Source organism: Micromonospora sp. A200 (assembly GCF_029893845.1).
Taxonomy (GTDB): Bacteria; Actinomycetota; Actinomycetes; order Mycobacteriales; family Micromonosporaceae; genus Micromonospora; species Micromonospora purpureochromogenes.
Genome location: NZ_JARXXY010000003.1, coordinates 37,086 through 63,443 on the forward strand (window position 1 = coordinate 37,086; position 26,358 = coordinate 63,443).

24 protein-coding genes are annotated in these 26,358 nt (G+C 75.6%); 15 read left to right on the plus strand and 9 right to left on the minus strand.

The window, feature by feature from the left end:
• Nucleotides 1-124: 124 nt before the first annotated feature.
• The 5 genes from cobJ to cobA are packed head-to-tail and all read left to right on the plus strand — an operon-like array spanning nt 125 to nt 5,352.
• Nucleotides 125-1,819, plus strand: a complete 1,695-nt coding sequence (gene cobJ / locus M2302_RS03800) for a precorrin-3B C(17)-methyltransferase (protein WP_280836816.1) — start codon at nt 125-127, stop codon at nt 1,817-1,819.
• Complete coding sequence (locus M2302_RS03805) at nt 1,807-1,998, plus strand: 4Fe-4S binding protein (RefSeq protein ID WP_280836584.1); 192 nt, start codon at nt 1,807-1,809, stop codon at nt 1,996-1,998. Before cobJ ends, M2302_RS03805 begins: the two co-directional genes overlap by 13 nt.
• The gene (locus tag M2302_RS03810) at nt 1,995-3,080 is read left to right on the plus strand and encodes a HoxN/HupN/NixA family nickel/cobalt transporter (protein ID WP_280836585.1); all 1,086 of its coding nucleotides are present in this window, start codon (nt 1,995-1,997) and stop codon (nt 3,078-3,080) included. Before M2302_RS03805 ends, M2302_RS03810 begins: the two co-directional genes overlap by 4 nt.
• A complete protein-coding gene (locus tag M2302_RS03815) occupies nt 3,077-3,673 on the plus strand; it encodes a precorrin-8X methylmutase (protein ID WP_280836586.1) in 597 nt (198 codons plus the stop codon). Before M2302_RS03810 ends, M2302_RS03815 begins: the two co-directional genes overlap by 4 nt.
• Nucleotides 3,670-5,352 (plus strand): uroporphyrinogen-III C-methyltransferase, encoded by a 1,683-nt coding sequence (cobA, locus tag M2302_RS03820; protein ID WP_280836587.1) that lies wholly within the window; start codon nt 3,670-3,672, stop codon nt 5,350-5,352. Before M2302_RS03815 ends, cobA begins: the two co-directional genes overlap by 4 nt.
• A gap of 71 nt (nt 5,353-5,423) precedes the next feature.
• Here the strand turns inward: cobA and crcB are convergent, their stop codons facing one another.
• Together crcB and M2302_RS03830 are read right to left on the minus strand one after the other, a co-directional pair.
• Nucleotides 5,424-5,786 (minus strand): fluoride efflux transporter CrcB, encoded by a 363-nt coding sequence (crcB, locus tag M2302_RS03825; protein ID WP_280836588.1) that lies wholly within the window; start codon nt 5,784-5,786, stop codon nt 5,424-5,426.
• A complete protein-coding gene (locus tag M2302_RS03830) occupies nt 5,783-6,262 on the minus strand; it encodes a CrcB family protein (RefSeq protein WP_280836589.1) in 480 nt (159 codons plus the stop codon). Before M2302_RS03830 ends, crcB begins: the two co-directional genes overlap by 4 nt.
• Before the next feature lie 187 nt (nt 6,263-6,449).
• Here M2302_RS03830 and M2302_RS03835 point away from each other — a divergent pair, with 187 nt between their 5' ends.
• The gene (locus tag M2302_RS03835) at nt 6,450-6,887 is read left to right on the plus strand and encodes a DUF6766 family protein (RefSeq protein ID WP_280836590.1); all 438 of its coding nucleotides are present in this window, start codon (nt 6,450-6,452) and stop codon (nt 6,885-6,887) included.
• 129 nt (nt 6,888-7,016) lie between these two features.
• Here M2302_RS03835 and M2302_RS03840 read toward each other — a convergent pair whose 3' ends face one another.
• Nucleotides 7,017-7,778, minus strand: coding sequence for a hypothetical protein (locus M2302_RS03840; RefSeq protein ID WP_280836591.1), 762 nt, complete (start codon nt 7,776-7,778; stop codon nt 7,017-7,019).
• A 407-nt stretch (nt 7,779-8,185) separates the two neighbouring features.
• Here M2302_RS03840 and paaK point away from each other — a divergent pair, with 407 nt between their 5' ends.
• From paaK to M2302_RS03855, 3 genes are read left to right on the plus strand one after another with little or no spacing between them, the layout of a single operon-like run.
• Complete coding sequence (gene paaK, locus M2302_RS03845; protein ID WP_280836592.1) at nt 8,186-9,493, plus strand: phenylacetate--CoA ligase PaaK; 1,308 nt, start codon at nt 8,186-8,188, stop codon at nt 9,491-9,493.
• Nucleotide 9,494: 1 nt separating this feature from the next.
• On the plus strand, nt 9,495-9,923 hold the full coding sequence (gene paaI, locus M2302_RS03850) for a hydroxyphenylacetyl-CoA thioesterase PaaI (RefSeq protein ID WP_280836593.1): 429 nt from the start codon (nt 9,495-9,497) through the stop codon (nt 9,921-9,923).
• A 47-nt stretch (nt 9,924-9,970) separates the two neighbouring features.
• Nucleotides 9,971-10,555, plus strand: a complete 585-nt coding sequence (locus M2302_RS03855) for a dienelactone hydrolase family protein (protein WP_280836594.1) — start codon at nt 9,971-9,973, stop codon at nt 10,553-10,555.
• A 499-nt stretch (nt 10,556-11,054) separates the two neighbouring features.
• Here M2302_RS03855 and M2302_RS03860 read toward each other — a convergent pair whose 3' ends face one another.
• Complete coding sequence (locus M2302_RS03860) at nt 11,055-13,409, minus strand: adenylate/guanylate cyclase domain-containing protein (RefSeq protein ID WP_280836595.1); 2,355 nt, start codon at nt 13,407-13,409, stop codon at nt 11,055-11,057.
• A gap of 190 nt (nt 13,410-13,599) precedes the next feature.
• On the opposite strand from M2302_RS03860, the gene M2302_RS03865 reads away from it, so the two are divergent.
• The 5 genes from M2302_RS03865 to M2302_RS03885 all read left to right on the plus strand — a co-directional run bounded on the left by M2302_RS03865 (nt 13,600) and on the right by M2302_RS03885 (nt 20,870).
• The gene (locus tag M2302_RS03865) at nt 13,600-16,521 is read left to right on the plus strand and encodes a helix-turn-helix transcriptional regulator (protein ID WP_280836596.1); all 2,922 of its coding nucleotides are present in this window, start codon (nt 13,600-13,602) and stop codon (nt 16,519-16,521) included.
• 117 nt (nt 16,522-16,638) lie between these two features.
• Complete coding sequence (locus M2302_RS03870; protein ID WP_280836597.1) at nt 16,639-17,409, plus strand: DUF5995 family protein; 771 nt, start codon at nt 16,639-16,641, stop codon at nt 17,407-17,409.
• A gap of 73 nt (nt 17,410-17,482) precedes the next feature.
• On the plus strand, nt 17,483-18,232 hold the full coding sequence (locus M2302_RS03875; RefSeq protein WP_280836598.1) for a phosphotransferase: 750 nt from the start codon (nt 17,483-17,485) through the stop codon (nt 18,230-18,232).
• Nucleotides 18,233-18,271: 39 nt separating this feature from the next.
• Entirely contained in the window at nt 18,272-18,664 is a 393-nt protein-coding gene (locus tag M2302_RS03880; protein WP_280836599.1) for a hypothetical protein, read from the plus strand.
• Nucleotides 18,665-18,770: 106 nt separating this feature from the next.
• Nucleotides 18,771-20,870, plus strand: coding sequence for an amino acid transporter (locus M2302_RS03885; protein WP_280836600.1), 2,100 nt, complete (start codon nt 18,771-18,773; stop codon nt 20,868-20,870).
• A 24-nt stretch (nt 20,871-20,894) separates the two neighbouring features.
• Here M2302_RS03885 and M2302_RS03890 read toward each other — a convergent pair whose 3' ends face one another.
• The 3 genes from M2302_RS03890 to M2302_RS03900 form a co-directional block, all read right to left on the minus strand.
• Complete coding sequence (locus M2302_RS03890) at nt 20,895-21,854, minus strand: TIGR03557 family F420-dependent LLM class oxidoreductase (protein WP_280836601.1); 960 nt, start codon at nt 21,852-21,854, stop codon at nt 20,895-20,897.
• 180 nt (nt 21,855-22,034) lie between these two features.
• A complete protein-coding gene (locus M2302_RS03895) occupies nt 22,035-22,241 on the minus strand; it encodes a hypothetical protein (protein WP_210777819.1) in 207 nt (68 codons plus the stop codon).
• A 103-nt stretch (nt 22,242-22,344) separates the two neighbouring features.
• Nucleotides 22,345-23,550 carry a low temperature requirement protein A gene (locus M2302_RS03900; RefSeq protein WP_280836602.1) on the minus strand — a complete coding sequence of 402 codons (1,206 nt, stop codon included), beginning with the start codon at nt 23,548-23,550 and terminating at the stop codon, nt 22,345-22,347.
• A 151-nt stretch (nt 23,551-23,701) separates the two neighbouring features.
• Between M2302_RS03900 and M2302_RS03905 the strand changes: the two genes are divergently transcribed.
• A complete protein-coding gene (locus tag M2302_RS03905; protein WP_280836603.1) occupies nt 23,702-24,619 on the plus strand; it encodes an aminoglycoside phosphotransferase family protein in 918 nt (305 codons plus the stop codon).
• Nucleotides 24,620-24,684: 65 nt separating this feature from the next.
• Here M2302_RS03905 and M2302_RS33060 read toward each other — a convergent pair whose 3' ends face one another.
• Both M2302_RS33060 and M2302_RS03915 read right to left on the minus strand, forming a co-directional pair.
• Nucleotides 24,685-25,653 (minus strand): hypothetical protein, encoded by a 969-nt coding sequence (locus tag M2302_RS33060; protein WP_348529400.1) that lies wholly within the window; start codon nt 25,651-25,653, stop codon nt 24,685-24,687.
• A gap of 242 nt (nt 25,654-25,895) precedes the next feature.
• Nucleotides 25,896-26,243 (minus strand): TcmI family type II polyketide cyclase, encoded by a 348-nt coding sequence (locus tag M2302_RS03915; protein ID WP_154936420.1) that lies wholly within the window; start codon nt 26,241-26,243, stop codon nt 25,896-25,898.
• Nucleotides 26,244-26,358: the final 115 nt, after the last annotated feature.

Here is a 26,358-nt window from a genome sequence, read left to right on the forward strand (position 1 = left end):
CGCGCCCGGCCCGGCTGCCACCGTGCCCACCCCGGCTGCCACCGCGCCCGGCTCGGCTGCCACCGTGCCCGGCCCGGGCGGGGCCACGACCGTTGCGGCCAACACGAGTGCGACGGCCGGCCCTGTGCCCGGCCCCGGCACCCTCGGGCTCGTCGCCGCCACCGCCGCCGGGCGGCGGCACGTCCGGACCCTCGCCGACGCCTGGCCGCACGCCCATGAGATCCCGGGCGAGACGGTCGCCGACGCGCTGCGGACGGCCTGGGCGCAGTGCGACGCGGTGGTGGCGTTCCTGGCCACCGGGGCGGTGGTCCGGATCCTCGCGCCGCTGCTCGGCGACAAGCGCACCGACCCGGCCGTGGTGGTCGTCGACGAGGCCGCCCGGCACGCGGTCGCCCTGCTCGGCGGGCACGCCGGCGGCGCCAACGCCCTCGCCGCCGAGGTGGCCGCGCTGCTCGACGCCCGCCCGGTGGTCACCACCGCCACCGACGCGGTCGGCCTGCCCGGCCTGGACACCCTCGGCTGGCCGGTCGAGGGGGCGGTGGCCGCCGTCTCCCGGGCGATCCTCGACGGCGAGCCGGTCCGCCTCGACGCCGACGCCACCTGGCCGCTGCCGCCGCTGCCCGACAACGTGCGCGCCGACGCGCCGGACGGCGGGTACCGGCTGCTGGTCACCGACCGGGTCGTGCCGCTGGACGGGCGGACCGCCGTGCTGCGCCCACCGTCCCTGGTCGCCGGGATCGGCTCCAGCCGGGGCGTGGCCGCCGCCGAGGTGGCCGGGCTGCTGCGCCGGGCGCTCGCCGGGGCCGGGCTGGCCGAGGCCAGCCTGCGCTGCCTGGCCAGCGTCGACCTCAAGGCCGACGAGGTGGGCATCGTGGAGACCGCCGGCGCGCTCGGCGTACCCCTGCGGACCTGGCCGGTGGCGGAGCTGGCCGCCGTCGACGTGCCGCACCCCAGCGAGGTGGTCCGCGCCGCCGTCGGCACCCCCAGCGTCGCGGAGGCCGCGGCGCTGCGCGGCGGCGACGCCACCCTGCTGGTGCCGAAGACCGCTTCGGCGATGGCGACGGTCGCCGTCGCCCAGCACGCGCCGCGTGGCCGGCTGGCGATCGTCGGGCTCGGCCCCGGCGCGTCCGACCTGCGCACCCCGCGCGCGGTGGCCGAGCTGCGCCGGGCCGCCGTGGTCGTCGGCCTCGACCAGTACGTCGCGCAGGTCCGCGACCTGCTGCGGCCGGGCACCCGGGTGCTCGCCAGTGGGCTCGGCGCGGAGGAGGAGCGGGCCCGCGCCGCCGTCGCCGAGGCCACCGCCGGCCACGCGGTCGCGCTGATCGGCTCCGGCGACGCCGGGGTGTACGCGATGGCCAGCCCCGCCCTGGAGTACGCCGACGCCCGCGTCGACGTGGTCGGCGTGCCCGGGGTGACCGCCGGGCTGGCCGCCGCGGCGCTGCTCGGCGCGCCGCTCGGGCACGACCACGTCTACCTGAGCCTGTCCGACCTGCACACCCCGTGGGAGGTCATCGTCCGGCGGATCACCGCCGCCGCCGAGGCCGACCTGGTGACGCTGCTCTACAACCCGCGCAGCCGGGCCCGGGACTGGCAGCTCGGCGCGGCGCTGGAGCTGTTCGCCGCGCACCGCCCGCCGGACACCCCGGTCGGCGTGGTGCGCAACGCCAGCCGCGCCGGGGAACGGGTCCACCTGGCCACCCTGGCCACCTTCGACCCGGCCCTGGTCGACATGTACGGCGTGGTGGTCGTCGGCAGCACCCGGACCCGGCTGGTCGCCGGCCGGATGGTCACGCCCCGGGGGTACCGGTGGCGGGGGTGACCATCGGCGCCTGCCAGGGCTGCGGCGCCTGCCTGCTCACCTGCCCGACGCACGCCATCCGGCCGACGCCGGGCGGCCTGACCGTCCGCGAGGACCGCTGCACCGGCTGTCTGGAGTGCCTGGAGATCTGCCCGGTGGACGCCATCCGCGCCACCGCCGAACCCCGAGGAGAGCGATGACTTCCACCCCGACCGCCGTCCCGCCCGTGGGCCGCTGGAGCCGTGCCGAGCGGGTACGCCTCGGCGGCATCGTGTTCGCCGTCGCCGCCCTGCACGTCGCCGGGTGGAGCCTCTACCTGTACTGGAACGACCAGCCCGCGGCGGCCGGCGGGCTGGCCGGCGCCGGTGCCCTCGCGTACGCGCTCGGGGTGCGGCACGCCTTCGACGCCGACCACATCGCCGCCATCGACGACACCACCCGGCTGATGCTGCTGCGTGGCCGCCGCGCGGTCGGCGTCGGGTTCTTCTTCGCCCTCGGGCACAGCGCGGTGGTGCTGCTGCTCTCCCTCGTGATCGGGCTCGCCTCGGCCACCATGACCGACGGCGGCCTGGCCGGGGTCCGCGAGGTCGGCGCGGTGGTCGCCGCGGCCACCGCCACCGCGTTCCTGCTGCTGGTGGCGGTGCTCAACGCGGCGGTGCTGGCCGGGCTGGCGAAGCTGTGGCGGCGGCTGCGGGCCGGCGCGCTGGACGAGTCCGAGCTGGACCTGCTGCTGCTCAACCGGGGCCTGGTGCACCGGATCCTCGGCTCGCGGGCCCGGTCGCTGGTGCGCTCCTCCTGGCACATGGCCCCGATCGGCTTCCTCTTCGGCCTGGGGCTGGAGACCGCCAGCGAGGTCACCCTGCTGTCGCTGTCGGCGAGCACCGCCGCCGGCGGCGGCCTGCCGGTGCTGGCCCTGCTCACCCTCCCGCTGCTCTTCGCCGCCGGGATGTCCGCCATGGACACCGCCGACAGCCTGCTGATGGCCCGCGCCTACTCGTGGGCGTACCGGCACCCGGCCCGGCGGCTCTGGTACAACCTGGCCACCACCGGGATGACCGTGCTGGTCGGCGCGCTGGTCGCCAGCGTCTACCTGGCCAGCCTGCTGGTCGACCAGCTCGGGCTGACCGCGCTGTCCGGGTACGCCGCGCTGGGCGACCACTTCGAACAGCTCGGCTACGCGGTGGTGCTGCTCTTCGTGCTGGCCTGGGTCGGGGCGGTGGTGCTGTGGAAGCTGCGCGGCCACGACCGGCGCTACGGCGGTGCGGCCGAGGAGCGCCCGTGACCCGCGTCGTGCACCCCATCGAGCGGGAGTCGTACCGCATCCTGCGGGACCGGGTCGACCTGCGCCACCTGCCCCCGCTGAGCCGGGCGGTCACCGAGCGGGTGGTGCACGCGAGCGCCGACCTCGGCTACGTCACCGAGCTGGTCTGCGACGAGGCGGCGCTGGCAGGTGGGCTGGCCGCGCTGCGCGCCGGCGCGCCCATCGTGGCCGACGTCTGGATGGTCGCCGCCGGGATCACCGGGGCCGGTCGGGACATCGTCTGCCCGGTCGCCGAGCCGGCCGCCGCCGAGCTGGCCCGCGACACCGGCCTGACCCGGTCCGCGGCGGCGGTGCGCATCGCCCTGGACCGGGTCGGGCCGGGCGCCGTCTGGGTGGTCGGCTGCGCGCCGACCGCGCTGGCCGAACTGATCACGCTCGACGCGGCGCCCGCCCTGGTGGTCGGGCTGCCGGTCGGCTTCGTCGGCGCCGCCGAGAGCAAGGCGGCGCTGCGGGCCAGCGGCCTGCCCGCCGTGTCCAACGTCGGCGAGAAGGGCGGCTCGGCGGTCGCCGCCGCCGCCCTCAACGCCCTGCTGTACCAGGAGGAGGCGCCATGACCGCGCTGGTCATCGTCGGGCACGGCACGCGCAGCGCGGCCGGGGTCGACCAGTTCACCGCGCTCGTCGACCGGGTCCGGCGGCGCGCCGCCGGCAGCGTCGGCGACGTCGAGGGCGGCTTCATCGAGCTGTCGCGCCCGCCGCTGACCGACGCGGTCGGCGCGCTGGCCGGCCGGGGCCACCGGTCGCTGGTGGCGCTGCCGCTGGTGCTCACCGCCGCCGGGCACGGCAAGGGCGACATCCCCGCCGCGCTGGCCCGCGAGCAGGACCGCCACCCCGGCCTGACCTACCGCTACGGTCGGCCGCTCGGGCCGCACCCGCTGCTGCTCACCGCCCTGGCGGAGCGGATCGACGCCGCCCTGGCCGGGGCCGACCGGGCCGGCACCTGGGTGGCGCTGATCGGCCGGGGCTCCACCGACCCGGACGCCAACGCCGAGGTGGCGAAGGTGGCCCGGCTGCTCTGGGAGGGGCGCGGCTACGCCGGGGTCGAACCGGGCTTCGTCTCCCTGGCCGAGCCGTCCGTGCCGGCGGTGCTGGAGCGGCTGCGCCGGCTCGGCGCCCGACGGATCGTGGTCGCCCCGTACTTCCTCTTCGCCGGGGTGCTGCCGGACCGGATCGTCGCCCGGTCGACCGAGTTCGCCGCCGCCCACCCCGACCTGGACGTGCGGGTGGCCGACCTGATCGGCGACTGCGACGCGCTGGCCGACCTGGTGCTGGAACGGCACGCCGAGGCGCTGCGCGGGGACATCCGGATGAACTGCGACACCTGCGCGTACCGGGTGCTGATGCCGGGCTTCGCCGACAAGGTGGGCCGGCCGCAGACCCCGCACGACCACCCGGACGACCCGGTGGGCGGCCACCATCACCACCACCACGACGGGCACCACCACCACGGGCACCACCAGTACGGCCAGGACCCCGGCCTGCGCCCGGGGCAGGTCGCCGTGGTGGGCGGCGGCCCCGGCCCGGACGACCTGATCACGGTACGGGGCCGGGCGCTGCTGGACGCCGCGGACGTGGTGGTGGCCGACCGGCTGGCCCCGCAGGGCCTGCTCGCCGGGCTGCGCCCCGGGGTGCTGGTGGTCGATGCGGCGAAGGTGCCGCGCGGGCCGTCGATGGGGCAGGACACCATCAACGACACCCTGATCGCGCACGCCCGTGCCGGCCGGCGGGTGGTCCGGCTCAAGGGCGGCGACCCGTACGTCTTCGGCCGGGGCCACGAGGAGGTCCAGGCCTGCGCGGCGGCCGGGGTCCAGACCGTGCTGGTGCCCGGGGTGAGCAGCGCGGTCGCCGCGCCGGCCCTGGCCGGTGTGCCGGTCACCCACCGGGGCGTCGCGCACGAGTTCACCGTCGTCTCCGGCCACCTGCCGCCCGGGCACCCGGACTCCCTGGTGGACTGGGCGGCGCTGGGCCGGGCCCGGGGCACCCTGGTGCTGCTGATGGCGGTCGACACGGTGCAGAAGATCGCGGCGGTGCTGGTCGAGCACGGCCGGGCGGCCGACACCCCGGTCCTGGTGGTGCAGGACGCCGGCCAGCCGGGTCAGCGGTCGCTGTCGTCCCGGCTGGACGAGGTGGGCGAGCTGGCGGCCCGGGAGGACGTCCGGCCGCCGGCGGTCTTCGTGGTGGGCCCGGTGGTCGGGCTGCCCGGGCCCGCCCGGCCGGCCGATCCGGTTCCGTAGCCTCGGACCGGCCCGCCCCGGACGGGTGGGACGTGTCCCCGTGGCCCCACCCGTCGGGGCCCCGGTCGACGTCAGCCCGCCAGCGCCCGGCCCAGCGCGTACCCGAGGGTCGCGGCGGCCAGCCCGGCGGCCACGCTGAGCAGCACGTTGGCCAGCGCGTGGCGCCGGGCGCCGGCGCGGGCCAGCCGCAGGGTCTCGTAGCCGAAGGTGGACCAGGTGGTCAGCGCGCCGCAGAAGCCGGTGCCGACCAGGGCGGTGACGGCCGACCCGGCGGGGACCGCCAGCAGCACGCCGAGCAGCAGCGAACCGGCCACGTTGACGGTGAGGGTCCCCCAGGGCAGCAGCGAGCTGTGCCGGGCCTGCACGGCCCGGTCGGTCAGGTAGCGCAGCGGCGCGCCGAGCGCCGCGCCGACGGCGATGAGCAGGACGGTCACCGGGCGGCGCCCCAATCCAGCAGCCTGCTGGCCAGCGCGTCGCCTATCCAGACCGCCAGCAGGCCGGCGACCAGCGTCGCCGCCAGGTACGCCAGCGCGATCGGCACGGCCCCAGCGGTGACCGCCCGCTGGGCGTCCACCACGTACGCGGAGAAGGTGGTGAACCCGCCGAGCACGCCGACGCCGAGGAACGGGCGGACCAGCGGGGCGGCGTCACGCCGGCCGAGCACCGCCATCAGCGCCCCGATCAGCAGGCACCCGGTCACGTTGACGCAGAAGGTCGACCACGGAAAGCCGGTGGGCGGGTGCGGCAGCGCGGCCTGCACGCCCGCCCGGGCCAGCGCGCCCAGCACCCCGCCGGCGGCGACGGCGCCGAGCACGGCGGCCGGGTGTGCGCCCAGCTCGCGCCGGTCGGCGGGTACGCGCAGGTCGACGTCGGGGTCGATCCGCCGGGCTGCTGACACCCGTCCTCCCATCAGTGAACGGACCACCGGTCGACCCCCGGGCGCAGGGGCCTGACCTGCCCGATCGGGTCCACCATACGGTCGTCGGCGGTGGCGTCGATGAGGCCTGGAGCACCGCCCGCGCCGCGCTGCCTCGGTTTCGACTGACCGGCGTCCGGGCACAACCCGCGCGACAACGATCGTCGAGAGGGGGTTCGTGATGGCGGGAAGCAGCACCACAGCCGGCACACGCGCGGCGGGGGACGGGGAGCAGAAGGGGTCCCATGGCGGTCGCCGGCGGCCGGACGGCCCGCCGTTCCGCAGGCCCGGGTGGCCGAAGGCGTACTCGTTCGCCCTGGTCACCGGTGCGTTCTTCCTCCTCTCCTGGGCCGGTCAGTTCATCTTCCAGATGGTCGTGGAGAGCAACGAGGCCAGCCAGCACGGGCAGTCCTTCGCCTGGAGCGAGTTCCTGCCGCAGTTCTTCGCCTCGACGCTGGAGAACTGGCAGTCGGAGTTCCTCCAGCTGATCTGGCAGGCCGCCGGGCTGGCGCTGTTCTACCACTGGGGATCGTCGCAGTCCCGCGAGTCCGACGAGCGCATCGAGGCGAAGCTCGACGCCCTGCTCCGGGACCGGAACCTGGACCCGCAGAACCCCTGACAGCGGCCGGGCCACGGCGGGCCTGGCCGGACCATCCGCCCGGGCCCGGCCCGTCGGGGGATCAGTTCGCGCCGGGCAGCGGGCGGGCGGCCAGCCCACCGAGCAGCGCGGCCTCGACCGCGGTCAGCGTCACCACCCCGCTGGACACCTCCGGCGTCCAGCCGATCCCGTCGCCAGCGCCAGCCCGGCCAGGTGGCCACCCCAGACCAGCGCGGCCAGCACCGCGCCGGCGACCGGCAGCCGCAGCGCCGCGTCCGGGCCGCGTACCGCGTCCGACCGGCACAGCACCAGGTCGGCGAGGGCGGCGCCGGCGACCGCGCCGACCGCACCCCAGGCCTGCGGTACCGGGAACTCGAACATCACCAGGGCGAACAGCGCCACCCCGGCGACCACGGCGGTGGCCGCCCCGGGCGTCGCCCGGCGGCGGTGCGACAGCAGGAACGGCACGCCGATGACCACCGTGGTGACCAGGTACGCGTCCACGCCGAGGACGGCCGCCTGCTGGGCACCGGCGGCCCCCGTCTCCCCGGTGGCGGCGGCGCTGAGGAACGCCGAGGAATGGCTGAGCAGGATGGTGGTGGCCATCGTGCCGAGCGCCAACGACGCCACCCCGATCGCCGCCCGGGCCCCGCCCTCCCGGCTGGCCCACCAGGAGCGCACCGGGCTGGTCAGCAGCAGCACCGCCCCGCCGCCGAGGAGCAGGTGACTGGGGCTGAACTCGGCGTCCAGCCCGACCTCCACCCCGAGCGTCTCGTGCCACACCAGGTCGGCCAGCCCGCCGGCGGCGAAGACCGCGACGCCGATCGCGCCCACCCGGTACCCCTGCGGCCAGCCGTCGCGCCACCACCGCGGCGCGCGCTCCCGACGCCGGTACGCCAGCCACAGATCCACCCCGCGCTGCCGGCGAAGCCGGCGTACAGCAGGCCGTGCCACGGCGTGAAGAAGCCCTCGATGGTCTCGAGCAGGCTGGTGTGCGCCCACCCGTCGGCCAGCGCCCCGCCCACCAGGCACGCGCCGAGCAGGACGGTGACCAGATCCTCCCGCCGGCTCGCCGGGGCCACCCCCGGTCGGCTGGCCGCCCGCCCGCCGATCCCCGCCGGTGCCGTGTCGGTACGCGTCATCGTCGCCACCCTCCCACGCCGTGTGCCACCCTGGGCCATTGTGCCGCTTCGCTGCGTGATCGGGCAGCAGGCTCATCGACCGTCGCCGCGCTGGTCGGCCGTCCGGGGTGGGGCGTACGGTACGCAACGTCGCCTCGGCGTGGACCCGCGCCGGTACCCGCGCGCACAGGAGGCACCGTGCAGGACCGCACCCCCTCGCCGGATGAGCTGGAACCCGTCGAGCGGGTCGGCGTCGACGAGTTGCGTGCGTTGCAACTCGACCGGCTGCGCTGGTCGCTGCGGCACGCGTACGACAACGTGCCGCACTACCGGCGGGCGTTCGAGGCGGCCGGCGTGCACCCCGACGACTGTCGGGAACTGGCCGACCTGGCCCGGTTCCCGTTCACCGGCAAGGCGGAGCTGCGGGAGAACTACCCGTTCGGCATGTTCGCGGTGCCCCGCGAGCAGGTGGCGCGGCTGCACGCGTCCTCCGGCACCACCGGCCGGCCCACTGTGGTCGGCTACACCCGCGAGGACCTGCGTATTTGGGCGCGGCTGATGGCCCGCTCGATCCGCGCCTCCGGCGGGCGGCCCGGCGACCGGGTGCACGTGGCGTACGGCTACGGCCTGTTCACCGGCGGCCTGGGCGCCCACTACGGCGCCGAGGAGCTGGGCTGCACGGTCATCCCGGTCTCCGGCGGGATGACCGAGCGGCAGGTGCTGCTGATCCGCGACTTCCAGCCCGAGGTCATCATGGTCACCCCCAGCTACATGCTGGCCATCGTGGACGAGATGGAGCGGCAGGGCGTCGACCCGCGCGCCACCTCGCTGCGGGTCGGCATCTTCGGCGCCGAGCCGTGGACCGAGGACATGCGCCGGGAGATGGAGCAGCGCCTCGACATGCACGCGGTGGACATCTACGGCCTGTCCGAGGTGATGGGCCCGGGGGTGGCCACCGAGTGCGTGGAGACCAAGGACGGGCTGCACCTCTGGGAGGACCACTTCTATCCCGAGATCATCGACCCGGTCACCGGCGCGGTGCTGCCCGACGGCGAGCAGGGCGAGCTGGTGCTCACCTCGCTGACCAGGGAGGCGATGCCGGTGGTCCGCTACCGCACCCGCGACCGCACCCGGCTGCTGCCCGGCACCGCCCGGCCGATGCGCCGGATCGAGAAGATCACCGGCCGGACCGACGACATGATGATCGTGCGCGGGGTGAACGTCTTCCCGACCCAGATCGAGGAGCTGATCCTGCGTACCCCCGCGCTGTCGCCGCACTTCCAGTGCGTGCTGGCCCGCGAGGGGCGGATGGACACCCTGACGGTCAAGGTGGAGCGCCGCACCGGAGTCGGCGTCGAGGAGGCCGCCCGCGCCGGCCGGGCCCTGGTGGAGCAGGTGAAGAACACCATCGGGGTCAGCGTGGCGGTGGAGGTGATCGCGCCGGACGGAGTGGAGCGCTCGATGGGCAAGATGCGGCGGATCGTCGACCAGCGGCGGGTGGGCTGAGATGGCGGAGAACGGCCGGGTCGCGGCGGGGCGTACCGCCGCGCACGACATGTTCGACGCGGACGTGGCCTCCCGCGCTCTGGGCATCGAGCTGGTCTCCGCCGGTGACGGCGCCGCGGTGGCCCGGATGCGGGTGACCGCGGCCATGCTCAACGGGCACGCCATCGGCCACGGCGGCTTCGTCTTTCTGCTCGCCGACACGGCCTTCGCGCTGGCCTGCAACAGCCACGGCCCGGCCACGGTCGCCGCCGGCGGAGAGATCAGCTTCCTGCGCCCGGTGCGCGAGGGCGATCTGCTGACCGCCCGGGCCACCGAACGGACCCGCTACGGTCGCAGCGGCATCTACGACGTCACCGTCTCCCGGGGCGACGAGGTGGTCGCCGAGTTCCGGGGCCGCAGCCGGACGCTGGCCCGCGGGACCGGGGGCTGACCGCGCGGCGCGCCGCCGCTGTCGGCGGTCTCCGGCACGATGACCGGATGACACACATCGTGCTCTTCCATTCCGTGTACGGGCTCCGGCCGGCCGTGCTGGCCCAGGCCGACCGGTTGCGCGCGGCCGGGCACCGCGTCGTCACCCCCGACCTCTACGGTGAGCCGCCCACCGACACCGTGGAGGCGGGTTTCGCGCTGTTCGACAAGATCGGCCACGACGAGGTGCTGCGGCGGGGCCGGGCCGCGCTGGCCCCGTTGCCGCCCGAGACGGTGCTGGCCGGCTGGTCGATGGGCGCGGGGGTGGCGGGGGCGCTGCTGGCCGAGCGGCCCGACGCCGCCGCGCTGCTGCTCCTGCACGGCACCGGCGCCGACCCGGCCGCGGTCCGCCCGGGCCTGCCGGTGCAACTGCACCTCGCCGACCCCGACGAGTACGAGACGCCGGAGGAGATCGCCGAGTGGCAGCGGGCGATGACCGGGGCGGGGGCGCGGCTGGAGGTGTTCCGCTACCCGGGGGCCGGGCACCTCTTCACCGACCCGGACGTGCCGGACCACGACCCGGGGGCCGCCGAGCAGACCTGGGAGCGGGTACTGACCTTCCTCGCCGGGCTGCCCGGCCCGTCGGCCGACTGACCCGACCCGGCCGGGGCCTGTCCGGCTTGAGGTGCGCCTCGTCCGTGAACCACGGATGCTCCGGACGCGACAGCGCGACCTCCCGGAACCGGGGCCGGCCGGAAGGCGGACACCCGCACGAGCGATATGCCTGAGAGTCATAAATATGCCTCTCAGGCATATCGCTCGCACCGACGTTGCCACCGACGCCACGACACGCCGGGACCCAAGCCCGGCCGATCGGGAGGGCGTCACCCGGGCTTCCGGCAGGCCGCACCCTCGGTACCTCCTTTGCTCTGCTGCCCCCGAGGCAACAGGCACGCGGGGTCACTGTTGCGTCCGCGGCAGCAGAGCAAACGGGGCGCGAGGGGTGGTGCCGTCCCCGGCGGTCTTCGGGGCGTTCGCGGTTGAGGCCACTGGCACGAGCGGCGGGCCGTCGCCCCGAAGCCCGGGGCCGCCCTGGTCCTCGGGCCGCGCGATCCGCCGGTTCGCCGGCCGGCCCCGCGTGCCGGTTACTCGTTCAGGCCACTCGTCTCGGCGGCGGGCCACCGTGGGGCCGCGTCTGGTCGGCGCGCTCCGGTGCCGCGTGACGCAGTGCCAGCACGACGGCGGCGCTGCCCCGACCGGTGGAGGCGGGAGGCGACGACGGCCGGTGCGCGCGCCCGTCCGGCGCGCTGCGCAGGGGCCGGTCGTGGCCCGCGACGGAGTCGGAGGCTCGCCCGTGCCGGCGCGGCCCGGCCGCGAGCCGGGGGAGGATCGGCACGACCCTGTCCTCGTGGGCACCGCCGGAAATCGGCCTCCGACTCCGGTCGGGGTCAAGCCCGTCGGCCGCCCGGTGACGCCCGCTCCGGCCCCGGTCTCGGGTCGACGACGCCGGTGGCGTCGACCACCGCCCGGGACCGTCCAGACCGGACCAACTGCCGGGTGACACCGGATTGCGGCGCGTTGCGGTGGCGTTGCGCTTCCGCCGGCCTTCGGGAGCTGCCGCCGTGGCGGCGAGGGCGGACACCCGCTCGGCGTGGAGGGCGGACACTTGCTCGGCGGCGAGGGCGGGAGCCGGCTCGGCGCCGGCCAGGCGGGGCGGGGCGAGGCGGGGAGCGGCCGTGCCCGAGCGGGTGGGCGCCACCCGCCCGGGCGCCGTCGCGCGCCACTGCTCGGCCCGCCGGCCGAACTCGGCGCGGACGGCCCGGGGCAGCCGGTCGTACGCGGTCCGGCGCAGGGCCGGGTCCACGATCTCGTACCGGCCGTGCCGGTCACACCGGAGCAGGGCGTCGGCGGTGGCGAGCCGGCGCAGCAGCGCCGCCGCCCGCCCGGGCGCCCACCCGAGCAGCCGGTCGACGGCCGGCGCGGTGAAGTCGACGCCGAGCGCCGCGCCCGCCGTCAGCACCGCCCGCCGCGCGTCGTCGAGCAGGTCCAGCCGGGCGGAGGCCATCCGACGTACCGCCTCCGGCAGTCCGGGCTCTCCGTCGCCGCTCGCCGCGACGTACGCGCCGGCGTACCCGGGCATGCCGCCGACCAGCGGCAGCAGCCGGCCGGCGAGCGCGGCGGGCCGTCCGGCGCGGCCGAGCAGCCGGCGCAGCAGCCGCCCGGTGTCGACCGCGCCCAGCGGCGCCAGCGCCACCCGGCAGCGGCGGTCGTCGGGCACGGGCAGCGGGTCGGCCAGCTGCGGCCGGTGGGTGGCGACCACGGCCAGCGGCAGTCCGCGCAGGGTGGCCGCCGCGAAGAGGGCCCGCAGGAAGCGGTCCAGCTCCGGCCCGGCCCGGTCCAGGTCGTCGACCGCGACCACCACCGGCTGCCGGGCAGCGAGGGCCAGCAGCAGCTGGCGGCAGGCCGCCGGGCCACCGGTCGCCGTGGCCGTGCCCTCCGGCGCGGCGAGCAGCGCCGCCAGGGCGGCGACCGTCGGGGTGGCCCGGGCCGGTGCGACCAGCCCGTCGACCAGGGTGGTCAGCCGCCGGTGGACCACCGCCGGCGGGTCGCTGTCGCGCACCCCGGCCAGGTCGCGCACCAGTTCGGCGACCGGCCCGAGCGCCCCCTGCGGGTACGGCGGGCAGTGCGCGACGCACCAGCGGACCGCCACCCCGTCGACCTCGCGCAGCGCGTGGCGCAGCTCGTGCAGCAGCCGGCTGCGGCCGATGCCGTCCGGTCCGACCAGCGACACCCATCGTGGGCGGTGTTCGCGGGCGGCCCGGACGAGCTGGTCCTGGGCGGTGGCCAGCTCTCGGCGCCGGCCCACCAGCGGACCCTCGTGCCGGGGCCGTCGCGGCCGGGCCGGCGAGGTGACCCGCCAGACGTCGAGCGGCAGCGCCTTGCCGGCCAGCGCCACCGGGGCGAGCGCCCGCTGGTCGAGCAGGTCGGCGGTGGCCCGGTGGGTGGCGGCGCAGACCACCACCCCGCCCGCCGGGGCGTACTCCTGCAACCTGGCGGCGGTCGTGGTGACCGCGCCGCTGGCCGCGCCGTGCCCGCCGTCGCGTGCGGCGGCCAGGTCGACCACCGCCTCGCCGGTGGCCACCCCGACCCGGACCCGCAGCCGCACGCCCCCCGGCATGGGCCGCCGGTCCAGGGCGCGCTGGATCTCCAGCGCGGCCCGCACCGCCCGGTACGCGTCGAGCCCGTCGGAGCGGCGCGCGCCGAACAGCGCCATCACCGCGTCGCCGACGTACTTCTCCACCACGCCGTGCCAGTGCCGCAGCACCCCGGCGACGGTGTCGAAGTACGCGCGCTGCAGCGCGCGGACGTCCTCCGGGTCGAGCCGTTCGGTCAGCGCCGTCGAACCGACGATGTCGGCGAACAGCACGCTGACCACGCGCCGTTCCTCCCGGACCGGCCAGGGCGACGTGACGTCCTTCCGACCGGTGGCGACCGTGGACAGTGGCATCGCACCCACCTTTCCCCCCAGCAGTGGTGCCTTACGACATCCGGACACTGTCACCACCGGGCCGTCGGGGGATCTGCAGAACGACGTATGTCGGCCGGCCGCAACCTTTAGTCGCAATGTCGACGCGAGGAGTACCACAGCGGGATCAAGCCCGTAGAACGGTGCGGGGACCTGTGACTAGGCTGCGGGCATGGCCAGCGATGTGGACAGTGCACCGCTCGTCGGCCGTGCCGACCAGCTGACGGCGCTGCGTTCCGCGCTGCTCGACGAGCTCGGGCCCGGGCAGACGGCGGCGGTCTTCGTCAGCGGTGAGAGCGGGGTGGGCAAGACCCGGCTGCTGCACGAGGTCGGGGCACGGCTGCGCGACGGGGGAGCCGTCGTGCTGACCGGCACCTGCCTGGACATCGGCGATGCCTCGCCGCTGCACCCGGTGATCCAGGCGCTGCGCCGCTTCGACGCCGAGCTGACCGCCACCCAGGCGCGGACCTCGTCGGCCGTCCGCGGCCTGCTGCGGACGTTCGCCGAGGAGACCGCCACGGCCGACGGCGGCGCGCTGCTGGAGCGGGTGTCCCGCGGGCTGAGCCTGATCGCCGAGGGCCGTCCGCTGGTGCTGGTCCTCGACGACCTGCAGTGGGTCGACCGGAGCACCCGGCAGCTGCTGCTCTACCTCCTCGCCGGTCTGGGCGACCTCCAGCTCTCCGTGCTCGCCGCGGTGCGGGCCGAGTCGTTGCAGGGCGCCCACCCGCTGCGCCGGGTGCTCACCGAGCTGCGCCGGCTGCGCTCGGTCCGGGTGGTCGACCTGGCCCCGCTGGACCGCGCGGACACCGACCGGCTGGTCGCCGCGATCGTCGGCACGCCGCCGGCGCCGGAGGCCGCCGAACAGGTATGGCAGCGCAGCGGCGGCAACCCCTTCGTGGTCGAGGAACTCGCGCGCGACCTGCGCGACGGCCGCGACGGGCTTTCCGACACGCTGCGCGAGATCTTCCTGTCCCGGGTCGACGCGCTGCCCCAGCACGCGCACGCGGTGGTGCACGCCGTCGCCGCCGGGGTGGAGCCGGTCGAGCACTGGCTGCTGGCCGAGGTGCTGGGCCTGCCCGAGCAGGAGCTGATCGAGGCGGTCCGCGCCGCGGTGGCGCACCGGCTGCTGGTCGGCGCCGACGACGGCTACCGGCTCCGGCACCGCCTGGTCGCCGAGGTGCTCGCCCACGAGCTGCTGCCCGCCGAGCGTTCCGCCCTGCACCGGCGCTACGCCGAGGCGCTCACCCGGGCGCCGGCGGAGCTGCACCAGGCCCGGCTGGCGCACCACTGGCGGTTGGCGGGCGAGCCCGGCCGGGCGTTGCCGGCGGCGATGGCCGCGGCCCGCGAGGCCGAGCGGCTGCACGGTTTCGCCGAGGCGCACCGGCACTGGTCGGTGGCGTTGCAGCTGGCCGACACCCCGCCCGCCGGGCCGACGGAGGCGGCGCCGGTGCAGGTCGACCGGGCGACGCTGGTGGAGCACGCGGCCGAGACCGCCCACCAGTGCGGCGAGCACGCCCGGGCGCTCTCCCTGCTGGCCGAGCTGGCCGGCGGGGACGACGCGGAGGCGTCCTGCGCGCTGCGCATCCGGCGGGCCCGCTACCTCGCCGCCGCCGGGCGCTCCGCCCCCGCCGAGGCCGAGTACCAGCGCGTGCTGGAGGCCGCCGACTGCACCTCCCGCGAACGGGCCACCGCCGCCGCCCACCTCGCCGAGCTGCTGCTGCACCTGGGCCGGTACGCCGACGCCGGCGCCCGGGCCCGGGAGGCGCTGGCGCTGGCGGCCGAGGTCGACGGCAGCACCACCGAGGTGGTGCTGGCCAGCTCGGCGCTCGGCTTCAGCGAGGCGTTCCTGGAGGACCCGGACGCCGGCCTGGCCGTGGTGCGGCGGGCGCTGGAGATCGCCGAGCGGGCCGGCCGGCCCGAGGACGTGGCGTGCGCGTACCTGCACCTGGCGGAGCTGCTGACCGGGCCGCTGAACATCCTCGAGGAGGGGGTGGTGGTGGCCCGCCGGGGCGCCGAGCGGGTCGCCGAGCTGGGCCTGGGACGCACCTACGAGACCCGGCTGCTGGCCATCGCCACCAACGGGCTGTTCCGGGTGGGGCAGTGGGCCGAGGCGGAGAAGGTCGTCGCGGCGGCGCTTCGGCACCGCCCGTCCGGCGCGGACGCGGTCGAGCTGCTGCTGGCCCGGTGCCGCCTCTCCGTCGGCTACGGCGACGTGGAGGCGTCCGACCGCGATCTGGAGGCGGTGGCCACGGTGCTGGCCGGTGGCGGGGCGCGGCACGTGCTGCCGATGCTGATCCTGCGGGCCGGGCTGGCGATGTGGCAGGGCCGGCACGACGTGGCCCGGCAGGCCGTGCAGCGCGGTCTCACCGAGAGCCGCTCGGACGACGTGGTGCTGCTGGCCACCCTCGCCTGGCACGGCCTGCGCGCCGAGGCGGAGGCGCACGCCAGCCGGACGGTGCCGGTCGACGAGACCGTGGTCCGGCGGTTGCGCGAGGTGGTCGACCGGGTGGCCCGCAAGAGCGCCCACGCCGCCCGGCCGGTACGCCTGGGCGCGGAGGGCTTCCTGGTGCTCTGCACGGCCGAGCTGAGCCGGCTCGACGGGCGGGGCGACCCCGACCTGTGGGCCCGGTCGGCCGCCGAGTGGGACCGGCGCAACCACCCGTACCCGGCGGCGTACTCGCGGCTGCGGCAGGCCGAGGCGCTGCTCGCCCGACGCAGCCGCAGCGCGACCGCGGCCAAGCTGCTGCGCCGGGCGTACGAGATGGCGCAGGGGCTGGGTGCCGTGCCGCTGACCAGCGAGATCAAGACCCTCGCCGGGCGGGCCCGGGTGGAGCTGGAGGAGCGCGCCCAGCCGGCCGGCGGCGCGGGGGCGACCCGCAGCGAGCCGGTCAGCGACGAACTGGCGGTGCTGACCGCCCGGGAGCGCGAGGTGCTCGCCGCGGTGGCCGAGGGGTTGACCAACAAGGAGATCGGCCAGCGCTTGTTCATCAGTGAGCGGACCATCGGCGTGCACGTCTCGCACATCTTCGACAAGCTCCAGGTGCGTACCCGGGTCCAGGCCAGCGCGATCTACCTGCGCAACCGCGCCGACTGACGCACACACCGGGCCGCGACGAATACGTCGTTCTACTGATCCCGTACGTCGGTGTCGCTGGAAGGCTGTCCAGCGACGCCGACGGCACGGGGGTGCCCCGACCACTGTGGAGGAGACATGACGGAACCGGTCTGGGGCCCGGTCCACGCCGACATCGTCGGGCTGCTGGCGGACCACCCGGGCGACGTGCCGGCGGTGGTGGACCACCTCACCAAGCTCCAGGACCTGCTGGTGCGGCTGCCTCCGCTGGAGCGCAGTTGCCCGCTGGCCGACTTCAACGAGCTGTACCTGACCATCACCACCAGCGTGCTGGAGGGGCTGTACGACGACTTCTTCGCCGACCCGGTCTTCCTGTCCCGGCTCGACGTGGAGTTCGCCACCCGCTACTTCGACGCGCTGCGGTTGTGGACGGAGTCCAGCCCGACCACTCCGAAGGCCTGGTCGTGCCTGTTCCAGCGGATGCGCGGCCCGGACGCCCGGCCGCTGCCGTCGGCGGCGGCGGGGGTGAACGCGCACATCAACTTCGACCTGCCGTTCGCGCTGGTGACGACCTTCGACCACCTGGAGTCCGAGCCGGTCGACGGCAGTGAGCAGCACCGCGACTATCTCAAGATCAACGATATCTTCGCCGACAAGATCCCCTCGCTGCGGCGCGGCTACCTGGAGCGGTGGCAGCTGCTGATCGACATGCTCAACGGGGACGTCGACGACTGGTACCAGGGCGAACTGGTGGAATACACCCGGGACGTGGCCTGGCGCAACGCCCAGAAGATCTGGCGGTGCCGGCACGACCCGCATGCCCGCGACTGCGAGCGCACGCGGCTGGACGACAATGCCGCGGCGCTCGGCCGGCTGCTGCTGTCGCCACTGGGGGCGTTCCTGCAGTAGCCGGGGACGGGGGGTCCCCGCGCTCCGGGCAACCGGGGCGCGGGGACGCGTCCCCGCCGGGCAGGATGGCCGGATGCCGCTGACCGAACAGCCCCTGCCCGGCAACGTCACCACCGGCGTGGTCCGGGTCGGCGACACGGTGCGCCGGCCGGCCGGCCCGTGGACCGACAGCGTCGACGCGCTGCTGGCACACCTGCACAAGGTGGGGTTCACCGGCGCGCCCCGGCCGCTGGGCCGCGACGCGCGGGGCCGCCAGGTGCTGGAGTACGTGCCGGGGGAGTGCGGGCCGGAGGCCGGGACGTACCCGCTGGCGGAGCTGGCCTCGATCGGCCGGCTGCTGGCCGACCTGCACGACGCGGTGGCGGGGTTCGTGCCCCCGGAGCCGGCCGGCTGGCGGGTGGCCATCGCCCCGGACGGCGCCGACCTCGTCTGCCACCACGACGCCGCGTCCTGGAACCTGGTCCGCGCCGACCGCGGCTGGGTGCTGATCGACTGGGACGGCGCCGGCCCCGGCACCCGGCGCTGGGAGTTGGCGTACGCCGCGCAGGCCATGGCGGGCATGCGGCCGGACCGGCCGGTCGCCGAGTCCGCGCGCCGGCTGCGCGCCCTGGTCGACGGGTACGGCCTGGCCGGCGCGGACCGCCCGGCGCTGGCCGCCACCCTGGGCCGCCGGGCCCGGGCGATGTACGCGCTGCTGCGCGACGGCGCCCGCGACGGGGTGCAGCCCTGGGCCCGGATCTTCACCGTCGACGGCCCGTACTGGCGGGCCACCGCCGCGCACCTGGACGCGCACGTCGCGGACTGGACCCGCGCGCTGGAGTGAGCCGGGTGTCGGCCGGCCCGCACCGGGTACGCGCGGGTCATGCCCGTGCACCGCTCCGCGTTCCGCTTCGACCCGGCCTTCCGGGCCCCGCTGGCGCTGCTCGGCGTACGCCCGGAGACCTCCTGGGTGCTCGTCGACGACGAGGCGCTCGAGATCCGGTACGGACCCTGGCGGCTGCGCGCCCCCCGGGCCAACATCACCGGGGCGCAGCTCGACGGGCCGTACCGGTGGTGGCGGGCGATCGGGCCGCGCCTGTCGTTCGCCGACGGTGGGGTCACCTTCGGCAGCAGCACCGCCGCCGGGGTGTGCGTGCGGTTCGCCGAGCCCGTCGCGGCCCTGGTGCCGGGACCGTGGCCGCGCCACCCCGGCGCCACGGTCACCGTCTCGGACCCGGAGGCCCTGCGGGACGCCCTGATGACGCCGCCCGGCTGAGGCGAGCCGCCCACGCGGTCGATGATCTCCCGGCTTGCCGGTTCCGCCGAGCGGTGCCACGAGTACCGCCTACGGTCGGTGCAGGGCCGTAGAGAGTGGGACGGGCATGGGGGACGGGCGGGACGGGGCGACGCCACGGCGTACCCGGGGGCGGCGTGGCACGCCGGCGGGTCTCGGGCCTGAGGTACGGGCGGCCCGCGATCCGCTGCAGGGGGAGCGCAGCCGGTCGGGGTCGGTGACGGTCCCCGAGTGCGTGGAGAGCCACGCCCGCCCTCGCCCGGCGGCCGACCCGCTGCGGCGGTGGCTCTTCGCCCACCAGGTGCCGCCCGCCGGTCCCGAGGCGGAGGAGGGTACGCAGAAGCGCCACCCCTGGTGGCGGGTGATGTGCCTGACCGGCGTCGACTACTTCTCCACCCTGTCGTACCTGCCCGGCATCGCGGCGCTGGCGGCCGGGGCGCTCTCCCCGCTGGCCACCCTGCTCATCGTGGCGCTGACCCTGTTCGGGATGCTGCCGATGTACCGGCGGGTGGCCCGGGAGAGCCCGCACGGGCAGGGCTCGGTGGCGATGCTGGAACGGCTGCTGCCGTTCTGGCGCGGCAAGATCTTCGTCCTGGTGCTGCTCGGCTTCGTCGCCACCTCGTGGATCATCACGATCACCCTCTCCGCCGCCGACGCGACGGTCCACCTGCTGGAGAACCCGTACCTGCCGGCGTCCGTCCCGCACGGCACGGCCGCCGCCGTGGTGGTGACGGTGGTGCTGCTGCTGGTCCTCGGCGGGGTGTTCCTGCTGGGGTTCAGCGAGGCGGTCACCGTGGCCATCCCGCTGGTCGCGGTCTTCCTCGGGCTGAACGCGGTGATCGTCGTGGTCGGGCTGGCCGAGGTGGCCGCGAGCCCGTCCCTGGTGGGCGACTGGACGCAGGCGCTGACCGCCGGCGGCACCGGTCTCGGCGACCTGCTCGGGCCCGCGGTGCTGGCCTTCCCGCTGCTGGTGCTGGGCCTGTCCGGTTTCGAGACCGGGGTCAGCATGATGCCGCTGGTGAAGGGGGCGGGGGCGGACTCCCGACAGCGCCTGGAGGCGCGGATCCGCAACACCCGCAAGCTGCTCACCGCCGCCTCGCTGATCATGTCGGTGTACCTGATCGCCACCACGTTCGTCACCACGGTGCTGATCCCGGCGGAGGAGTTCCGGCCGGGCGGCGCCGCCAACGGACGGGCCCTGGCCTGGCTGGCCCACGAACACCTCGGCGAGGCGTTCGGCACCGTCTACGACATCAGCAGCGTGCTGATCCTCTGGTTCGCCGGTGCCTCGGCGATGGCCGGCCTGATCAACATCGTGCCGCGCTACCTGCCGTCGTACGGGATGGCGCCGGAGTGGGGCCGGGCGGTCCGGCCGGTGGTCATCGTCTACACGCTGATCAGCATCGCCATCACGGTCGCCTTCCGGGCGGACGTCAACGCCCAGGCCGGCGCGTACGCCACCGGGATCCTGGCGATGATGGTCTCCGGCGCGGTGGCGGTGACCATCGCGGCCGTGCGGGCCCACCACCGGTTCGCCGGAGCCGGCTTCGGCCTGCTCACCGCCGTCCTGCTCTACGCCCTCGCCGAGAACGTGATCGAGAAGCCGGACGGCATCGCCATCTCGGCCCTGTTCATCGCCGGGATCATCGCCGTCTCGCTGATCTCCCGGGTGTCCCGCACCACCGAGCTGCGGGCCGAGCGGATCGAGTTCGACCCGGCCGCCCGGCGGTTCATCGCCGACTCACTGACCCACGACGGCCGGCTGCACCTGATCGCCAACAAGCGCGACAGCGGGGCGCTCAAGGAGTACCGGGTCAAGGAGCGGGCGCAGCGCGGCATGAACCCGGTGCCCGGCGCGGCCGACGTGCTCTTCCTGGAGATCGACGTGGTGGACCCGTCCCAGTTCAGCCAGGTGCTGCGGGTGCACGGCGTCGAGGTCGGCGGCTACCGGGTGCTGCGGGCGAGCAGCCCGGCCGTCCCGAACGCCATCGCCGCCATCCTGCTCGCCCTGCGCGACGGCACCGGCGTACGCCCGCACGCGCACTTCGAGTGGTCCGAGGGCAACCCGCTCGCCCACCTGCTGCGCTACCTCATCCTCGGCCGGGGCGACACGCCGCCGGTGGTCCGGGAGATCATCCGCAAGAGTGAGCCGGACCGGTCCCGCCGACCGGGCATCCACGTCGGCTGAGCGCTGGTGAGCCCGGGCCGCCGGTCAGTCCAGTGACCGCAGCCGCCCGGCCAGGTCGCCGGCGAAGAAGTCCAGGAAGCCGTCCGGGTCGGGGCCGGCGTTCTGCAGGACGATGTGGTCGTAGCCGGCGTCGACGAACGCCCTGACCGCCGCCACGTGCACCTGCGGATCCGGGCCGACGGCGAACTGTCGCCGGATGTGGTGGTCCTCCACCCAGGAGGTCGCCGCGTCGAAGTTCGCCGGGTTGGGCAGCTCGCTCATCACCTTCCAGCCGGTGATCGACCACCGGCTGGTCTCCCACGCCGCCCGCACCGCCTGTTCCTCGTCGCCGGCCCAGGCGAGCGGCACCTCGGCGTAGCGGGGTCCGGAGCCGCCGGCCGCCCGGTAGTGCTCGACGATGGACGACGTCGGCTCGGTGACGAACAGGCCGTCGCCCAGCTCGGCCGCCATGGTGGCCGAGGACCTGCCGCTGGCCGCGACGGCGATCACCGGCGGGGTGTCCGGCAGGTCGAAGACCCGGGCGTCCTCCAGCTGGAGGTGCTTGCCCTCGTACGACTGGTAGCCGCCCTGCCAGAGCAGGCGGATGATCTCCAGCGCCTCGCGCAGCCGCTCGTGTCGCCCCCGTACGCTCGGGAAGCCCTGCCCGACTACGTGTTCGTTGAGGCGTTCCCCGGCGCCGACGCCGAGGGTGAACCGGCCGTCGGAGATCAACGCCATGGTCGCCGCGGCCTGCGCGATGATCGCCGGGTGGTACCGCACGGTGGGGCAGGTGACCCCGGTCGCCAGGCCCAGGCTGCTCGTCTTCGCGGCGATCGCGCCCAGCACACTCCAGGTGAAGGACGAGTGGCCCTGCACGTCGAGCCAGGGGTGGAAGTGGTCGCTCATCTCCACGAAGTCGAAGCCGGCCTGTTCGGCGCGGACCGCCTGGCGGATGATCTCCTGCGGGCCGTAGCCCTCCGAGGCCAGCTTGTAGCCGATCTGCATGCCGCGTCTCCGTCCCGTCCGGCGCTGGGCCGCTGCCCTTCCCGGCCCGCCCGCAGGCAAACACACCCCCTCGACCCAGCCTCCTAGGACGCCATAGAGGTGGTGACGGACGTGATCGGGAGCGGACACGAAACGGCCCGCGCCCCGGGGGGTGCGGGCGCGGGCCGTTCGTCGACGGACCTACTTGGACGGCTCGGGCAGCTTGCAGTCGACCTTCGGGTTGGCGCCGACGTAGTTCAGCGGCCCGGCCACGATGGTCACCAGGATCGTGCCCGCCTCGGCGCAGTTGGTGTCGTCGTTGCTGTAGTAGCCGCGCTGGCCGGCGGCGATCGCGCCGATGAGCAACCAGATGACGACGATAACTCCGAGAATCGACGTGCCGCGCATGGGGTGCCTCCAGAGTCGTGGTGGGGTCGAGGTGACCCACTTGTACCCAGACGCGACGAGCGGATAAACGACATCCGGAACGGACACCGGCGCACCGGCCGGATCAGTGCGGCGGGGAAGGGGTCTCCGGCGGCTTGCCCCGGCTGCGCAGGGTGTCCGCGACCGCCACGCCGGCGAGTACCACCATCGCGCCCGCGGCGGCGAAGAGCGGCGGCAGGAAGAGCACCGCCGGGGCGAGGGTCAGCAGCGCCAGCAGCCCGCCGGGGCGCGACACCGAGACCCGGCTGAACACCTCGTACTCGAAGGCGGACCGGCCGACCAGGAAGAGCGCCGGCCCGCCGAGGATGACCGCCGCCCACGACGGCGGGGTGCGCCCCAGCGGCTCGTGCAGCACCAGGTCGAAGCCGGCCGCCGTGGTCACCACCCCGGCCACCAGCGTCAGGTGGGTGTACGGCGCGCTCAGCAGGAACCGGCTCGGCGCCTTCGCCGCCTGGATCGCGTGCGGCAGCAGTTCACCCGAGCGGTGCACGTAGATCCGCCAGAGCAGCAGGGTGGTGAGGAAGGCGATGGCGAACGCGCTGATGTTCTCCGCCTCGGAGTGCACGCGGCTGAACATGGTGCCAATGACCAGGACGGCGTCGCCGAGCGCGATGATGAAGAACTGCTGGAAGCGCTCCGACAGGTGCTCGGCGGTGACGTTGCGCTGCCGCTCGGGGACCATCCCCAGCCCGGGCACCGGGTACGCCAGCCGGAAGCCGCCGTAGTCGATGGCGAGTGCCAGCGCCCAGAACGCCTCCCGGGCGTGCCCGCTCACCGTGGCGCCGATGATCCAGGGGACTGCGGAGACGGCGAACCAGATGAAGATCCGCGCCGCCCGGCGCTGGGTCGCCCGGTGTCCGCGTACCGTGGGCATGAGGAACAGGCCCCGGCCGAGGTGGATCGCCACGTAGGTGCCGGCGAAGACCATGCCCCGGTCGGTGAAGGCGTGCGGGATGGCCGTGGTCATCAGCAGCGCGCCGAACATCACCGCCGTGACCAACAGTTTGATCTCGGTGCGCTGCGGGTCGTACATGTCGGTGACCAGCGTGGTGATCGCCCAGGTCCACCAGACCGCCATCAGGATGATCAGAGACTGGCCGGCGTGCTGCCAGGTGAGGTCGGTGACCAGGTTATTGGAGATGAGGGCGAGCGCGACGACGTAGACCAGGTCGAAGAAGAGCTCCAGCAGGGTCACCCGGCGGGGACCCTCGGGGTCGCGCACCGGCACGCCGGTCTGCCGGGCGGGCGGCTCCGGCATGAGTGGCTGCACGTTGCTGCTCCTGCGTACCGGTTGTCGGCGCGGCGGGCCGCGTCGGCCCGCTCACCGACCGTAGCGACGGCCGCCAGCCGGCGTGTCCGGTTCGACGCTTCCCGGCGAATTCCGGTTGCCCGTCCGGTGCCGGCCACGCAGCCTGGACCGGATGGACCCGCACCCCGCCCCCGCCGGGCGACCGGCGCCGCTGCCGCGCATCGACGTCGCGCTGGTGCGGCGCCTGGTCGCCGGGCAGTTCCCGCGCTGGGCCGACCTGCCGGTCCGCCCGGTGGCGGCGGGCGGCTGGGACAACCGGACCTTCCACCTCGGCGACGAGATGACGGTACGGCTGCCCAGCGCGCCCGGCTACGCCGCACAGGTGGCCAAGGAGCAGCGCTGGCTGCCGGTGCTCGCCCCCCACCTGCCGCTGCCCGTGCCGATCCCGCTCGCGCAGGGGGAGCCCGCCGAGGGCTACCCGTTCGCGTGGTCGGTGTACCGGTGGATCGAGGGAGGACAGGCCCGGGTGGAGCGGATCGCCGACCTGACCGCGTTCGCCACCGGGCTCGCCGGCTTCCTCGCGGCCCTGCACCGGATCGACGTCACGTCCGGTCCGGTCGCCGGGGAGCACAGCGCCTGGCGCGGGGGACCACTTCGGACGTACGACGCGGAGACCCGGGCCGCGATCGCCGGATCGGGTGACCGGGTTCCGGGGGAGCTGGTCACCGGAATCTGGGAGCTGGCGCTGCGCTCCACCTGGTCCGGCCCACCGGTCTGGTTCCACGGCGACGTCGCCTTCGGCAACCTGCTGGTCCGCGACGGCCGGCTGGCCGCGGTGATCGACTTCGGCTGTTGTGGGGTGGGGGATCCGGCCTGTGACCTGACGGTCGCCTGGACGTTGCTCACCGCCGGGAGCCGGACCGCGTTCCGCGACGCGCTCGCCGTGGACGAGGCGACCTGGAACCGGGGCCGAGGCTGGGCGCTGTGGAAGGCGCTGATCACGCTCGACGACACCGATCCGGCTCGCGCTGCGGAGGCGCGGCACACGCTCGCGGCCATCGTTGAGGAGTACGCCGCCCCGGGTCGGTGACGGTCCGGGGCGGACGGTGTGGGCCGGCGTCCGCGCCGAGGCGCGGCCACCGGCCCACGTGGTGCTCAGGCCTGGTCGGCGGCCGGCTCGGGCAGCACCGCACCAGCCTCGGCGCCGGCACCGGCCAGCAGCTTCGCCTGCTGTGGCCAGGTCGCCAGGCTCGGCGCGGCACGCAGCCCGGCGGCCCGGATGGTCTCGCGCAGCGCCGGCTCGTCCAGCTCGGCCAGCTGGCGGTAGGTGCGGATCCCCGCGGCCTGCAACGCGGCGGCCATCTTCGGCCCCACGCCCTGGATCCGGCGGAAGTCGTCCGCCGTTTCGGCGTCCGGCGTGGCCACGATGTCCGCGTCGGCGGTCGCCGGCTCGTCGGACGCGACCGGCGCCTCGTCATCCAGCGCACGGCGGGGAGCGGGGATCACCGGTTCCGCTGCCTCGACCTCGGCCGGGGCGGGAGCCTCGACCTCGGCGGGGGCGACGGCCTCGACCGGCGCGGCGGGGGCGACGGGCTCGGCGTCCACCTCGTGGGCGGTGGCGGTGGTGTCGGGTTCGCTCTGCGCGACGCCGACCGGCTCCACCGTCCGCTCCTCGTCGGCCTCGACGGCGACGTCGGCCCGCTCGTCGTCCGCGTCGGTGCGATCGGCCGCCACGTCTGCCCCGGAGGCGGCCACGTCGACCGGGCCGGCGACGGTGTCCGACGCGGCGGTGTCGTCGTCGGCGGTCAGCGGGGTGTGGCTGGCGGCCAGGGACGCGGCGGCCGGCGTTGCGTCGAGGTCGTGCGGGGCGGGCGCGTCGATCACGGCGGCGGGCGCCGGCGCGACGTCGACGGTGGCCGCCGGCTGGGGGGTGTCGACGGTGGCGGTCACCGTGGTGGCGGCCTTCTCCTCCTCGGAGAGCCCGACGACCGGGTCACCCTCCACCATGGGCTCCGGCCGCTCGGCGGTCGCCGTGGCCTGCCGGCCGCGGGCCACCCAGCCCCCGGCTCCGCCCAGCACCAGGGCCAGGATCACGATCAGCCACTGCCCGAAAGTCGACGGCACGGCAAACCTCCCTCTTGCATATGTCGGTGAAAGTCACGAAGAAAACTCGCCGGCAGCTTCGCACACGCGTATGGCGGACGACAGGGAGGATGGGTCATCGCGACGCAGGTGGGATGCACGGTGTCGGCGGGTGGCGGCGGGATGACCGACGGTACGGAAAGCGGGTGGACCCGGCCGGGCCGCGACGAGGTGCCGTCGTCCGACCCGGCCGGGCGGCTCAGTCCTCTTCGGCGTCCGCCCGCTCACCCGGCCGGGCGCGGCGCCGGGACGTCGGCGGCGTCCCAGCGGTAGAAACAGCCGGCGATGGCGTCCCGGGGGGAATGCCAGGTCGGCAGGTACGGGGAGGTGTGCGCGGAGAGTCGCTCGTTGACCTGGAGGTACAGCGGGTGGTTGCGGGCGCCGGCCAGCGCGTCCGGGTCCACGTCCTCGGTCTCCATCAGGTGGACGCACAGGTCGTGCAGGCAGTACAGGGACCGGTGTCGGACGCCGGTCAGGGCGGGCAGTTCGGTGGCGTCGGATTCGGCGAAGATCTGCGCCACCCGGCCCTCCGAGCCCGGGAGGATCCTGCTGACGATCAGTAGACGGCTCATGGGACCCCTCTCGCCGGTGGCGCTCCGTCGAGGTCGGAGCCCACGGACTGCTGTGCGGCCCACCCTGCCGGCACGACTGTCACCTGGCCGTCACGCGTGCCGCGCCGGCGGTGAC

Coding starts and splice junctions, on each gene's coding strand:
- M2302_RS03810 (WP_280836585.1), top strand. CDS start 1,995: ATGACTTCCACCCCGACCGCCGTCCCGCCCGTGGGCCGCTGGAGCCGT.
- cobA (WP_280836587.1), top strand. CDS start 3,670: ATGACCGCGCTGGTCATCGTCGGGCACGGCACGCGCAGCGCGGCCGGG.
- M2302_RS03830 (WP_280836589.1), bottom strand. CDS start 6,262: ATGGGAGGACGGGTGTCAGCAGCCCGGCGGATCGACCCCGACGTCGAC.
- M2302_RS03835 (WP_280836590.1), top strand. CDS start 6,450: ATGGCGGGAAGCAGCACCACAGCCGGCACACGCGCGGCGGGGGACGGG.
- paaI (WP_280836593.1), top strand. CDS start 9,495: ATGGCGGAGAACGGCCGGGTCGCGGCGGGGCGTACCGCCGCGCACGAC.
- M2302_RS03855 (WP_280836594.1), top strand. CDS start 9,971: ATGACACACATCGTGCTCTTCCATTCCGTGTACGGGCTCCGGCCGGCC.
- M2302_RS03860 (WP_280836595.1), bottom strand. CDS start 13,409: ATGCCACTGTCCACGGTCGCCACCGGTCGGAAGGACGTCACGTCGCCC.
- M2302_RS03865 (WP_280836596.1), top strand. CDS start 13,600: ATGGCCAGCGATGTGGACAGTGCACCGCTCGTCGGCCGTGCCGACCAG.
- M2302_RS03870 (WP_280836597.1), top strand. CDS start 16,639: ATGACGGAACCGGTCTGGGGCCCGGTCCACGCCGACATCGTCGGGCTG.
- M2302_RS03875 (WP_280836598.1), top strand. CDS start 17,483: ATGCCGCTGACCGAACAGCCCCTGCCCGGCAACGTCACCACCGGCGTG.
- M2302_RS03880 (WP_280836599.1), top strand. CDS start 18,272: ATGCCCGTGCACCGCTCCGCGTTCCGCTTCGACCCGGCCTTCCGGGCC.
- M2302_RS03885 (WP_280836600.1), top strand. CDS start 18,771: ATGGGGGACGGGCGGGACGGGGCGACGCCACGGCGTACCCGGGGGCGG.
- M2302_RS03890 (WP_280836601.1), bottom strand. CDS start 21,854: ATGCAGATCGGCTACAAGCTGGCCTCGGAGGGCTACGGCCCGCAGGAG.
- M2302_RS03895 (WP_210777819.1), bottom strand. CDS start 22,241: ATGCGCGGCACGTCGATTCTCGGAGTTATCGTCGTCATCTGGTTGCTC.
- M2302_RS03905 (WP_280836603.1), top strand. CDS start 23,702: ATGGACCCGCACCCCGCCCCCGCCGGGCGACCGGCGCCGCTGCCGCGC.
- M2302_RS03915 (WP_154936420.1), bottom strand. CDS start 26,243: ATGAGCCGTCTACTGATCGTCAGCAGGATCCTCCCGGGCTCGGAGGGC.